The sequence below is a fragment of the Rhodococcus sp. PSBB066 genome (genome assembly GCF_017068255.1).
Lineage (GTDB): Bacteria > Actinomycetota > Actinomycetes > Mycobacteriales > Mycobacteriaceae > Rhodococcus > Rhodococcus aetherivorans.
Map to the genome: position 1 here is coordinate 4,184,956 of NZ_CP070859.1, position 12,307 is coordinate 4,197,262.

Annotated in this window: 9 protein-coding genes; 4 read left to right on the forward strand and 5 right to left on the reverse strand. The window is 72.8% G+C overall.

Features of this window, described 5'->3' with window-relative positions; genetic code table 11:
* The first annotated feature begins 76 nt into the window (after positions 1 to 76).
* The 3 genes from JYA75_RS18930 to JYA75_RS18940 all read left to right on the forward strand — a co-directional run bounded on the left by JYA75_RS18930 (position 77) and on the right by JYA75_RS18940 (position 3,530).
* Positions 77 to 1,723 (forward strand): alkaline phosphatase D family protein, encoded by a 1,647-nt coding sequence (locus tag JYA75_RS18930; protein WP_185713471.1) that lies wholly within the window; start codon positions 77 to 79, stop codon positions 1,721 to 1,723.
* On the forward strand, positions 1,720 to 3,018 hold the full coding sequence (locus JYA75_RS18935) for a nucleotide pyrophosphatase/phosphodiesterase family protein (RefSeq protein WP_185712730.1): 1,299 nt from the start codon (positions 1,720 to 1,722) through the stop codon (positions 3,016 to 3,018). The genes JYA75_RS18930 and JYA75_RS18935 overlap by 4 nt, the downstream gene beginning before the upstream one ends.
* Before the next feature lie 86 nt (positions 3,019 to 3,104).
* Positions 3,105 to 3,530, forward strand: a complete 426-nt coding sequence (locus tag JYA75_RS18940; RefSeq protein WP_006944843.1) for a CBS domain-containing protein — start codon at positions 3,105 to 3,107, stop codon at positions 3,528 to 3,530.
* Positions 3,531 to 3,575: 45 nt separating this feature from the next.
* Here JYA75_RS18940 and JYA75_RS18945 read toward each other — a convergent pair whose 3' ends face one another.
* The 5 genes from JYA75_RS18945 to aspS all read right to left on the reverse strand — a co-directional run bounded on the left by JYA75_RS18945 (position 3,576) and on the right by aspS (position 11,215).
* Positions 3,576 to 4,715: a kinase gene (locus JYA75_RS18945; RefSeq protein WP_168580570.1), complete on the reverse strand. Its 1,140-nt coding sequence runs from the start codon at positions 4,713 to 4,715 to the stop codon at positions 3,576 to 3,578.
* Between the two features lie 35 nt (positions 4,716 to 4,750).
* Positions 4,751 to 5,776, reverse strand: a complete 1,026-nt coding sequence (locus JYA75_RS18950; protein ID WP_006944841.1) for a putative zinc-binding metallopeptidase — start codon at positions 5,774 to 5,776, stop codon at positions 4,751 to 4,753.
* Complete coding sequence (locus JYA75_RS18955) at positions 5,769 to 6,719, reverse strand: transglutaminase family protein (protein WP_065922586.1); 951 nt, start codon at positions 6,717 to 6,719, stop codon at positions 5,769 to 5,771. The genes JYA75_RS18950 and JYA75_RS18955 overlap by 8 nt, the downstream gene beginning before the upstream one ends.
* Positions 6,716 to 9,301: a circularly permuted type 2 ATP-grasp protein gene (locus JYA75_RS18960; RefSeq protein WP_102799126.1), complete on the reverse strand. Its 2,586-nt coding sequence runs from the start codon at positions 9,299 to 9,301 to the stop codon at positions 6,716 to 6,718. Before JYA75_RS18960 ends, JYA75_RS18955 begins: the two co-directional genes overlap by 4 nt.
* A 135-nt stretch (positions 9,302 to 9,436) precedes the next feature.
* Positions 9,437 to 11,215 carry an aspartate--tRNA ligase gene (gene aspS, locus JYA75_RS18965; RefSeq protein WP_006930709.1) on the reverse strand — a complete coding sequence of 593 codons (1,779 nt, stop codon included), beginning with the start codon at positions 11,213 to 11,215 and terminating at the stop codon, positions 9,437 to 9,439.
* Positions 11,216 to 11,359: 144 nt separating this feature from the next.
* Between aspS and JYA75_RS18970 the strand changes: the two genes are divergently transcribed.
* Positions 11,360 to 12,274, forward strand: a complete 915-nt coding sequence (locus JYA75_RS18970) for a neutral zinc metallopeptidase (RefSeq protein ID WP_065923478.1) — start codon at positions 11,360 to 11,362, stop codon at positions 12,272 to 12,274.
* The last annotated feature ends 33 nt before the right edge of the window (positions 12,275 to 12,307 follow it).

Below are 12,307 nucleotides of genomic sequence, written 5' to 3' on the forward strand. Positions count from 1 at the left end.
ACATTCCGTCGCGGTACTTGCTCATCGCGGGGGACGCTGGTCTGATCGTCCGGTGCCTCCCACCGAAACCCGTGTCGTGTCGCGACGGACCGCGCTGCGCGCGGGCGGCGTCGCCCTCGGCGCCGCGGCCCTGGCGGCCGTCTCCGTCTCCCCCGCCGCGGCGGAGAGCGTCGTGTTCGCGCACGGCGTGGCCTCCGGCGATCCCCTACCCGACCGGGTGATCCTGTGGACCCGCGTCACGCCCGCCCCGGACGCCGTGCCCGGTTCCGGCCTCGGCGCCGCGACGACGGTCCGCTGGGAGATCGCCACCGACGGCGACCTCCGCGACGTGGTGGCCTCGGGGTCCGTGACGACGTCCCCCGCGTCCGACCACACGGTCAAGATCGATGCGACGGGCCTCGAGCCGGACACCGCCTACTTCTACCGCTTCACCGCCGGCGACGCGGCCTCCCCGGTCGGCCGCACCCGCACCGCGCCCGGGCCGGGGTCCGAGCTGAACCGGCTACGGTTCGCGGTGGTGTCGTGCTCGAACTGGGAGGCCGGGTTCTTCGGCGTCTACCGGCACCTGGCGGCGCGCCCGGACCTCGACGCCGTCGTGCACCTCGGCGACTACCTGTACGAGTACGGCACGGGCGAATACGCCTCCGGCGGCAACCGGGTGGTGCGCCCGCACGACCCGCGGCACGAAATCGTCACCCTCGCCGACTACCGGATCCGGCACGGCCAGTACAAGAGCGATCCCGATCTGCAGCGGCTGCACGCGCTGCTGCCGTGGATCGTGGTGTGGGACGACCACGAGAGCGCCAACGACGCGTGGTCCGGCGGCGCCCAGAACCACGACCCCGCCGTCGAGGGAGCCTGGGCGGAGCGACGGGCCGCGGCCCTGCAGGCCTACCTGGAGTGGCAGCCCCTCCGGCCGGGCGGCACCGCCGACGCGCCCCGGCTGTACCGGCGGCTGCAGTTCGGGGACCTGGCCGAGCTGTCGATGCTGGATCTGCGCAGCTATCGCACCGAGCAGGTGCACGGGCGCCGCATCGACGACCCGGCGCGCACCATCACCGGCGCGGAGCAGATGGCGTGGCTGACCGCGGGCGTGACGAGTTCGGGCACGCGATGGCAGCTCATCGGGAACCCGGTGATGATCGCCCCGGTGCTGCTGCCGCCCCTGGACGAGCGGACCACGGCGGCGCTGACCGCAGTTGCGGGGCTCCCCGCGGCGGGGGCACCGTTCAACGTCGACCAGTGGGACGGCTATCCCGCCGACCGGCGACGGCTGCTCGACGCGATTCGTGCCTCCGGCCGCGACGTGGTGTTCCTCACCGGCGACATCCACTCGTCGTGGGCCGCCGACATCCCCGTCGACGCCGCGAACTACCCCGGCGCGGGCACCGTGGCCACCGAACTGGTGGTGCCGTCGGTGACCTCGGCGAATATCGACGAGATGCTGGGCGTCGCGCCCCGCACCGTCACCCCGTCGATCGAGGCGGCGGTGTTGGCGACGAACCACCACATCCGGTACGTCGAACTGGACTCGCACGGCTTCGGTGTCCTCGACGTGACACCCGACGCGGTGCAGATGGACTGGCTGTACGTGCTCGATCCGACCGACCCGGGCACCGGCGTGCGGTACGGCACGAGCCGGCGGGTCGCCGCCGGCACGCCGCGGCTGGAGCCGGCGGCCGCGCTCGATCCGGGTGCGCACGGCCGGCAGGCCCGGCCGTGACGCCACCCGCCGGAGCGATCGATCGGCGCACGATGCTCGCCGGCACGGCCGTGCTGGCCGGCGCGGCCCTGATCGGCACGGCTCCGGCCCTGATCGGCACGGCTCCGGCCCGGGCGGCGACGCCGTCGGCGCTGCTACCGGACGCGGACGTGCACGTCCTCGTCGTCGACGGGATGCGCCCGGACGAGCTCGCGCCGGGTCTCACGCCGCATCTGCTCGCGCTCGCCGACGCCGGCACCCGGTACACCGCGGCCCGGGCGATCTCGGTGGCCGAGACGCTGCCGAACCATGCGGCGATGATGACCGGTGTGCTGCCGCACCGCTCCGGCGTGCCCGCCAACTCGATCTTCGACCCGGTGCTCGGCCGCACCCGGGACCTCGACCGGCCGACCGACCTGCGCGCCGGGACGGTGCTCGACCGGCTGCCCCGCGAGCTGGGGCTGACGACCGCGAGCGTGCTGTCCAAGCGGTACCTGCACGGCCTGTTCGGCGGCCGCGCGTCGGTGGCGTGGGATCCGGTGCCGCTGCTGCCGCTCACCGAACACGCGCCGGATCGGTTCACGGTCGACGCGCTGATCTCCGTGGTGGAGGAGCGGTCGCCGCGGTTCACGTTCACCAATCTCGGCGACGTGGACCGCGTCGGGCACCTGGACGTGCTCGGCGCGTCGCTGCGGCTCGCGCGTACCGCGGCGCTGCGCTCGGCGGACGAGCAGGTGGCCCGGTTCGTGGAGTTCCTGCGCGCGACGGGACGGTGGGAACGGTCGGTGCTGATGGTGCTGGCCGACCACGGGATGGACTGGTCGGCGCCGGACCAGCTGATCGGCCTCGTCGACGTGCTCGGCGCCGACCCGCTGCTCGCCGGATCGGTGCGCACCGCCCAGAACGGCGGTGCGAACCTGCTGTACTGGGTCGGCGATCCGGCGGCCCGGGTGGACGCGGTGGCGCGGATGCGGGAGGTCGCCGCCGCCGTCCCGGGCGTGGCCGCACTGTACGCGGGTGCGGATCTGGGTCTCGGCGCCGCCGCGGGTGATCTGGTGGCGTTGTGCGACGCGGGGTGGCGGTTCTCCGATCCGAGCCCGTTGTCGAATCCGATTCCGGGCAATCACGGTCACGCCGCGACCGTCGAGATCCCGTTCTTCGTCGCCGGCGGGCATGCGAGTATCCGCCGCGGCCTCACCGTCGCCGACCCCGTGCGCACCCTCGACGTCGCCCCGACGGTCGCGGCGCTGTTCGGGTTGGCCGGGCCGGCGGGTGGCTGGGACGGCCGCGCGGCAACGCACGCCTTCGCCGGGTGAGCCCGATGCCTCCGCAGCCCTTCCGCCGGTCGCCGTCGCGCGTGACAATGGAAGTGCAGTAACCGTTTTCAACGGAGGAGGCAGTGATGACCACTGCACGCGACATCATGCACCGCGACGCGGTCTGCATCGGCGAACACGACACCCTCGAGACCGCGGCCCAGCGGATGCGGGAACTGGACATCGGCGCGTTGCCGATCTGTGGCGACGACGACCGGCTCCACGGCATCATCACCGACCGCGACATCGTGCTCGAGTGCGTCGCCGCGGGCGGCGACCCGAGTTCCATGACGGCCGGTGAGCTCGCCCAGGGCAAGCCCTACGTGGTCGACGCGGACGCGGACGTCGACCGGGTCCTGACGATGATGGAGGAACACCGCATCCGCAGGCTGCCGGTGGTCGAGGAGCATCGGCTGATCGGCATGATCAGCGAGGCCGACCTGGCCACGCATCTGCCCGAGTCGGAGGTGGGCCGGTTCGTCGAGGCCATCTGCGCGCGTACCGCGCCGTAGGCGGGCCGGGCATACCGCGCTGTAAGCGGCCCGGGCATAGCGCGGTCAGTCGCCGACGCGCTGCTCGAGACGTTCGAGGACGTCTCGGGCATGCCCGGCGACGTCGTCGTGTCCGGTGTCGGCGGCGTAGTCGGCGAGCAGCGACCAGCGGCTGCGCAGCGCGTCGGACCACGGCACGGACAGGTGGTGGTCCCGCACCGCCGCGATGCGGGCATGGTCCTCGGGGACGAACAGGTAGGTGCTCAGCCACACCCACGCGAGCTGCGCGTCGAGCAGCCGCTCGGCGAGCACCTCGTCGAAGCCGAGCGAGGGCCACATGCCCACCACCTCGGCCCGCCACGCGTCGGCCATCGCGCGGGCCCGCTCGAGCGTGAGCGGCGCCTTGCACAGGCACGCCGGGAAGGAGGTCAGGGCGTAGGCGATGTCGAGGGTGGCGTCGCGGAAGCCGCCCCACTCGTAGTCGAGGAACTGCACGCCCTCGTCGCCGACGACGATGTTGTCCGGGCACAGGTCCGAGGGGCTGAAGGCCCGGAACCGGCCGGCGGTGAACAGCTTCGCGGCCCGCTCGGCGCGGTCGATCACGCTCTGCGGCACCTCGAGGCCGAACTCGGTGGCGAAGCGGTCGGGCACGACGCGCAGCGCGCCGGTGGCCTGCTCGACGACGGCGTCGGCGAAGTGCGCCACCTCGGCACGGCGCAGCAGGGCGGCGAAGTCCTCCTCGCGCCCGACGGTCGCGGCATGCATCCGGCCGAGGGCCTGGGCGAACGCCATGAGGGTGTTGGTGACGGTGTCGGTGTCGTCGCTGCGCAGCAGCGTGGCGATCGGGGTGGCGTCGCCGAGGTCGCTGAGCACCAGCAGCCGCGACTCGAAGTCGTAGGCCAGCAGTTCGGCGCCCGGCCGGTCGTCCTTGGCCAGGGCGGTGGCGAACTGGTAGGACACCGCCTCGCGCAGGAACGCGACCTCGTCGTCGGTGGCGACGCCACGGAAGCCCACCCGCCGTTCGGCGCGCGGGGGCACCTGCTTGAGCACCAGGGTGCGCGGCAGGGAGAACGGGTTCGCCGCGACCCGCACGCGCAGAACCACCGAGCGGCCACTGCCGCCGAGATCCACCGGATCGGCCAAGGTCACGGGTGCGCCGGTGCGCCGGGTCAGCAGCTTTTCGGCCGCCTCCACCACTTCCGACATGGGCTCCGCCAATGTTGCAGTCATCGTCTGACAATCTACCCGGTTCGGGCGACGATCAGTTCGTGCACGAACCGCATCTTGACCAAAACGGGCGGGGGTAGCACGAACGGATACAGGTCGGTGTGACCCATCGACCGGTTGACCATGTTCAGCGACCAGGCCAGCGGCAGCCAGCGCTCGAGGAGTTTGTCGAAGCCGGCCGGGCCGGGCTGGGGGCGGTCCAGGGCGGCGCCGGCGGGTGCGAACCCGAATCCGGCGGCGGTGTCCAGCGCGTCCCGCATGTGCAGATAGTGCGCGAACGTCTCGGCCCAGTCCTCGGCCGGATGCATCGTCGCGTACGAGGAGACGAACTCGTCCTCCCACCCGTCGGGTGCTCCCTCGGAGTAGTGCCGGTCCAGCGCCGCCTGGTAGTCCGCGTCGGGATCGCCGAACAGCGCCTCGAACCGGGCCCGCACGGCGGGGGTGGCGATCAGGACCATCTGGTAGTAGTGCCCGATCTCGTGCCGGAAGTGGCCCAGCAGGGTGCGGTACGGCTCGCCCATCTCGATCCGCAGCTGCTCGCGGTGCACGTCGTCGCCCTCGGCGAGATCGAGGGAGATCACTCCCGACGCGTGTCCGGTGAGGACCTGCTCGTCGCGGCTCGACAGCAGGTCGAACGCGAGGCCGGTGTCCGGGTCGGTGTCGCGGCCGGTGAGCGGCAGGCCGAGTTCGGTGAGTTCGACGATCAGCCGGCGCTTGGCGGCCTCCGCGTCGGCGAACGCGGCCAGCGCGTCGGTGTCGTCGTCGGCCGGGCGGGTGCGGGTGAGCCGGCACGACCGGCACAGGCCGGGCTCGTCGCGGCCGACGATCCAGTTGCAGCGGGCCAGGTGCAGGTTGTCGCACAGCCGGTAGCGGCGGGCCGGCACCGCACCGGAGGCCGGACCGTCGGCGTCGTCCTCGGGCAGGATCGCGACCATCGAGACGGTGCCGAGGTCGAAGCCGATTGCGCTGCCACAGCGCAGGCAGACCGAGTTCTCGAAGGTCAGTTGCTGCCCGCACATCGGGCACGAGAAGTCACGCATCGGCCGCTCCTGTCGGTTCGGGGTCGGTGCGGTCGCCGCTGGTGGGCGCGAGCGGCGCCACGTCGACGGACACGTCGATGGTGCTGTCCTTGGCTTCGGTGTAGATCACCCCGCGCAGCGGCGGCACGTCGGCGTAGTCGCGGCCCCACGCGACGGTGGTGTACCGCTCGTCCACGAACTGGTCGTTGGTCGGGTCGAAGGCGAGCCACGTGTCGCCGGGCAGCCACACCGCCGCCCAGGCGTGCGTCGCGTCGACGCCCACCATGCGTTCGCGTCCGGGGGGCGGATCGGTGGCGAGGTAGCCGGACACGTAGCGGGCGGCGAGGCCGTGCGCGCGCAGGCAGGCGAGGGCCAGGCGCGCGAAGTCCTGGCACACGCCGGAGCGCGCGACCAGGACCTCGGCGACGCGCGTGGACACCGACGTCGATCCGGAGTGGTAGGCGAAGTCGGTGAAGATGCGGTGGGTGAGTTCGGCGATCGCCTCGACCAGCGGCCGGCCCGGAGGGAAGGTGGGCGCGGCGTAGGCGAGTACCTCGGCGTCGACCTCGGGCGGGTCGAGGTCCAGAACGAAGTCGGTGGCCAGGGCGCCGGCCGTGCCGACCGGCCGCGCCGACTCCCACGGCGCGACGGCGGGACCGGCGACCAGCCGCGCCGGATCCGGCGGGGTCACCGCCACCTCGGACTCCGCGGTGACGACGAGCGTGTCGTGGGGCTCGGCGACGTGGAAGTAGACGTCGCGGTTGCCCCACAGGTCCGCCCCCACCGACGTGTCGGCCGGGGCGGGGTCGACGGTGACGCTGCTCGAGACGACCCGCTGGTTGTCGGTGTCGCGGGGCAGCAGGTAGCCGCGGCCGTACGAGGAGGTCACCACGCCGGAGTACCGGTAGGTGGTGCGATGCACGATGCGGTACCGGCGCCGGGCGGGGTCGAGCGGATCGGTCACGGCAGGGTCCTCCGCTGGGCGCCGCCCCACAGCGGCCGGGTGCCGCCGGGCAGCGACAGCGGCCCGCGCAGCAGCTGCTCGGCCAGCTGCTCGAGTCCGGTGTGGACGGCCGCGAGGAGATCGGCGAGCTCGCGGCGGACGCCGTCGGTGGCGGTCTCGAGGTCGACCGGGTCCACCCGGCGCAGCCGGGTCAGCAGCTCGTCGGCGAGGCGTTCGGGCCGGGTCGAGCCGGAGGCGTCGGGCAGCGCCCGCAGGTTCTCGCGCAGGCGTTCGAGCACCCACGCCAGCGAGCGGGGGTTGGTGGTGTCGAGCAGCAGCAGCTGCGCGACGGCGGCCGGGCGCACCCGGTGGTTGCGGCGGCGGTAGGTCACCGAGCTCTCCGCGGCGCCGAGCACCGTCTCCATCAGCGCCCGGTCGGTGGCGGCGTCGCGGGCGACGGTGAGGGTGGTCGCCAGCAGGGTGGTCAGCGACAGCGCCCGCTCGATCCGCTTGCCGAGGTCCATCACGTGCCAGCCCAGGTCACGGACCATCGATTCGGCCCCGAGCCCGGACAGGGCGAGCATCCCGGCGAGGACGGCGGACTGGGTGGCGCCGAGCAGGGAGCCGTCGTCGTCGGGGTCCTCGGTGAGCGCGTCGAGGGCGCGCTGGACGTCGGCGAGCACGGCCCACGTGTCGTTGGAGAGCTGGTCGCGCACGGCCCGGGCCGCCTGGTCGAGTCCGGCGAACGATTGGGCGAGCGAGCCGAGCCGTTCCGGATCGACGGTCATGGAGCGGAATTCCGCTGTGGCGGAGTGGTAGTCGTCCATGACGTCGGCACCGGTGTGCTGCGCCGCGATCGCCGGTCCGGGGGCCGCGGCGGTGAGCGCCGACAGCAGCACGGGCAGGCACTCGCTGCCCGGCAGCCAGGGCCGGAAGCGGTAGTCCTGGTAGCGCTCGCGGACCGCGACGAGCAGGCGGGCGGTGTCCTCGGCACGCTCGCCGTAGCGGCCCAGCCAGAACAGGTCGTTGAGCACCCGAGGCGAGGCGACGACGTCGACGGGGGGCACGGCGAAGGTGGACACCTCGTCCCCGGCCGGAACGCCTGTCGCGCCGGTGGTGGCCGTGGGCGCGGCGGTGCGCACCCATACGTCCTTGGCGACGACGCGCATCGGCGGCCGCGTGCGCGGCGTCGCGCCCGGGACGACGATCTCGCCGAGCCCACCGGGCATGGGGGTGAATCCAACCCGCTGGGCGACGGTGAACAGTCGGACGCCGACCGGCGCGGCACCGAGCCCGCCGGAGATTCCGGACAGCGACGGGACGTACGAGTGGTCGGGAATCTCCTGGCCGACCCACCGCCCCGGCTGCGCTCGCACCTGGGCGAGCAGGCCCTCGCGCTGCTGCGCGTCGAGGCTGCCGACCATCACCGACCGGGCGGTGACCGCCGACCGCAGCACCAGCTGCTCGAACCTCTCCGTCAGCGCCGCGACCCCGGCCGGGGTGCCGCCCCAGTATGCGGGGACCGGCTCGAGCAGCAGGTCCTCGTCGAGCAGGGCCCGGCACAGCGACGGCAGGAACTCCGCCAGGGCCGGATTCTCGAGCACCCCGCTGCCGAGGGTGTTGACGACGGTGACGGCGCCGCGCCGCACCACCTCCACGAGCCCGACCACGCCGAGCCGCGAGTCCGGCCGCAGGTCGAGCGGGTCCGCGTAGGCGGCGTCGACGCGGCGTAGCACGACGTCGACGCGGGTGAGCGAGCCGAGCGAGCGCATCCACAACCGGCCCTCGCGCACCACCAGGTCGGCGGCCTCGACCAGCGGGAACCCGAGGACGCCCGCGATGTGGGCCTGATCGAAGGCGGTCTCCGAGTGTGCGCCCGGGCCGAGGACGACCACCACCGGGTCCTCCGCGCCGGCGGGTGCGGCCTCGCGCAGCGCGAGCCGCATCGCCTCGACGAACGGCGACAGCGGCCGTGGGTTCGTCGCCTGGTACAGGTCGGGCATGGCGCGTGCCGTCACCCGCCGGTCGGCGAGGGCGTACCCGGCGCCGGACGGGGCCTGGGTGTGGTCCCGCACCACCCGGAACCGGCCGTCGCGGGCACGGGCGACGTCGATTGCGTGGACGAACAGCTGATGCGGCCCGGGGAGCGAGAGCCCGTGCGCGGCCCGCACGTAGCCGCGATGGCCGAACACCAGTTGCGGGGGCAGCAGTCCCTCCCGGAGCGTGCGCATCGGCCCGTACAGGTCGGCGAGCAGCGTGTCGAGCAGCCGTGAGCGCTGCAGCAGACCCTGCTCGAGGGTGCCCCAATCGTCGGCGGAGAGGACGAACGGCACCCCGTCGAGTTCCCACCGGTGCGGCGCGGCCGGACCGGTCTCCTCGGTGCGGGCGTCGACGGGGGTGTAGGTGATGCCGTGGTTGTCGACGAGCCGGCGCACCCGCTGCCGGTAGCGGGCCAGCGCCTGGGGGCCACGTGCCTGCAACCCCTCCGCCAGTTCGGCCCAGTGCTCGCGGACGTCGCCCGCGGGGTCGAAGAGTTCGTCGAATTCCGGTCCGCGGTGGGCGTACCGCGCCCGCAGCGACTGTGTGGCGACCATGTCGGTCATGCCGTTGCCGCCCTCTCCGTCCGTCCGGCGCCTGCTGTCACTGTGCCAGGCCGTGCCCCGCCGTGCGCGCTGCCCCTGACACCGCGGCGGCGCCGGCCCGTGGGCAGGCGCCGCCGACGAGGTCCTGTCGGTGCTCTACTTCTCGGCCTTCTTCGGCTCCGGCTTGAAGTCGATCCCGGACTCCTTGCGCTGCTCGGGGGTGATCGGCGCCGGAGCGTCGGTCAGCGGGTCGACACCGCCGCCGGACTTCGGGAACGCGATGACCTCGCGGATCGAGTCCGCGCCGGCGAGCAGGGCGGTGATGCGGTCCCACCCGAAGGCGATGCCGCCGTGCGGCGGAGCGCCGTACTTGAATGCCTCGAGCAGGAAGCCGAACTTCTCGTTCGCCTCCTCCTCGGAAATGCCCATCACCTTGAACACGCGCTGCTGGATGTCGGTGCGGTGGATTCGGATCGAGCCGCCGCCGATCTCGTGACCGTTGCACACGATGTCGTAGGCGTAGGCGAGGGCCGAGCCGGGATCGGTGTCGAACGTGTCGAGGTGCTCGGGCATCGGCGAGGTGAAGGCGTGGTGCACCGCCGTCCATGCGGAGCTGCCGAGCGCGACGTCGCCGGAGGCGGTGGCGTCGGCGGCCGGCTCGAACAGCGGGGCGTCGACGACCCACACGAACTTCCAGTCGTCGGGATCGATGAGATCGAGCTTGCGGGCGATCTCGCCGCGAGCGGCACCGAGCAGCGCGCGCATGGGCTTGGTGGCGCCGGCGGCGAAGAAGATGCAGTCCCCGGGCTGGGCGCCGACGTGCTTGGCCAGGCCCTCGCGCTCGGCGTCGGTGAGGTTCTTCGCGACCGGTCCGGACAGCTCCCCGTCCTCGCCGACCAGCACGTACGCCAAGCCCTTCGCGCCGCGCTGCTTGGCCCACTCCTGCCAGGCGTCGAGCTGGCGCCGCGGCTGGCTCGCGCCGCCGGGCATGACGACCGCGCCGACGTACTCGGCCTGGAACACCCGGAAGGTGGTGTCCTTGAAGAACTCCCGGCACTCGACGAGCTCGAGGCCGAAACGCAGGTCGGGCTTGTCGGAGCCGTAGCGGCGCATCGCGTCGGCGTAGGTCATGCGCGGGATCGGGGTGGTCAGCTCGTGCCCGACCAGGCGCCACAGCGCGTGCAGGATCTCCTCGGCGAGCAGGATCACGTCGTCCTGGCTCACGAACGCCATCTCGATGTCGAGCTGGGTGAACTCCGGCTGCCGGTCGGCGCGGAAGTCCTCGTCGCGGTAGCAGCGGGCGATCTGGTAGTACCGCTCGATGCCGCCGGCCATCAGCAACTGCTTGAACAGCTGCGGCGACTGCGGCAGTGCGTAGAAGCTGCCGGGCTGCAGCCGCGCCGGCACCACGAAGTCGCGGGCGCCCTCCGGGGTGGAGCGGGTCAGCGTCGGGGTCTCGACCTCCACGAAGCTGTGGTGGGCGAGCACGCCGCGGGCGGCGGCGTTGACCTTGCTGCGCAGCCGGATCGCCTTGCCCGGGCCCTCGCGGCGCAGGTCCAGGTAGCGGTACTTCAGGCGGGCTTCCTCGCCGACCTGGTCGTCGAGCTGGAACGGCAGCGGCGCGGCCTCGTTGAGAACCTCGAGCGTCGAGGCGTTGACCTCGACGGCGCCGGTGGGGATGTCGAAGTTCTGGTTGCCCTCCGGCCGGACCTCGACCACTCCGACGACCTTGATGCAGTACTCGGCGCGCAGACGGTGTGCCTGCTCGAGGACGGCGCCCTCACGGAAGACGACCTGCGACACACCCGACGCGTCGCGCAGGTCGATGAAGATCACCCCGCCGTGGTCGCGGCGCCGGGCCACCCAGCCGGTGAGGGTGACGGTCTGCTCGGCGTGCTCGGCTCGCAACGAGCCGGCGAGATGGGTGCGCAGCACGGAATTCCTTTCGAAACAACCTAACGAGGGACGTCGTCGTTGCAATCCTACGAAAGACACACATCCGCCGAGGACACCCGTACCCGATCGGCCGTGCCAAGCTGAACCGATCGGTCCCCCTGCGACGAGGAAGTGAAGGCGGCGATGACGTTCAACGAGGGCGCTCGGATGGAGGGCGGCCGCATCCGGGTCGGCGGCGGAGGCGGACCGGGCGGGAAGATCGCGATCGGCGGTGGCGCCGGCGGCCTGCTGGTGCTGATCCTGGCACTGCTGCTCGGAGGTGATCCCGGCTCGCTCCTCGGCAGCGGCGCCCCGGAGCAGTCCGGGCAGTACGGCTCGGGCACCCTGGAGGGCTGTGAGACCGGAGCGGACGCCAACGCGAGCGTCGACTGCCGCGTCCAGTTCACCGTCGGCAGCCTCGACGCGGTGTGGGAACAGCAGCTCGGGCCGCAGACCGGCGTCGAGTACGTCCGGCCCGCGGTCGTGCTGTTCTCCGGTGCGGTCGCGACGGGCTGCGGTAACGCCACGAGCGACGTCGGACCGTTCTACTGCCCGGCCGACCGGACCGCGTACTTCGACACCAGCTTCTTCCAGGACCTGGTCACCCGGTTCGGCGCCAACGCCGGCCCGCTCGCGCAGGAGTACGTCGTCGCGCACGAGGTGGGTCACCACCTGCAGAACCAGCTCGGGGACCTCGGTCGCGCGCAGGCCGATCCGCGCGGTGCCGACTCCGGGGCCGTCCGCACCGAGCTGCAGGCCGACTGCTATGCCGGGGCGTGGGCGTACCACGCCGACAAGCAGGCGGATCCGAACACCGGGGAGCCGTTCCTGCAGCCCCTCACCCAGCAGGACATCCGCGACGCGCTGTCGGCGGCGTCCGCCGTCGGCGACGACCGGATCCAGGCTTCCGCCGGCGGGCGGGTGAACCCCGAGGGCTGGACGCACGGGTCGTCCGACCAGCGGCAGAAGTGGTTCCTCGCCGGGTACACCACCGGGCAGATCGCGGCGTGCGACACGTACACGGCGCGAGATCTGGACAACCCGCCGGCGCTGCGCTGACCCCGCCGCCCACCACGGGGAATCCACTTCCGA

Excerpts from the sequence above, each read along its gene's own strand:
- JYA75_RS18940 (WP_006944843.1), top strand. The coding sequence starts at position 3,105 with ATGACCACTGCACGCGACATCATGCACCGCGACGCGGTCTGCATCGGC.
- JYA75_RS18945 (WP_168580570.1), bottom strand. The coding sequence starts at position 4,715 with ATGTCGGAAGTGGTGGAGGCGGCCGAAAAGCTGCTGACCCGGCGCACC.
- JYA75_RS18950 (WP_006944841.1), bottom strand. The coding sequence starts at position 5,776 with ATGCGTGACTTCTCGTGCCCGATGTGCGGGCAGCAACTGACCTTCGAG.
- JYA75_RS18960 (WP_102799126.1), bottom strand. The coding sequence starts at position 9,301 with ATGACCGACATGGTCGCCACACAGTCGCTGCGGGCGCGGTACGCCCAC.
- JYA75_RS18970 (WP_065923478.1), top strand. The coding sequence starts at position 11,360 with ATGACGTTCAACGAGGGCGCTCGGATGGAGGGCGGCCGCATCCGGGTC.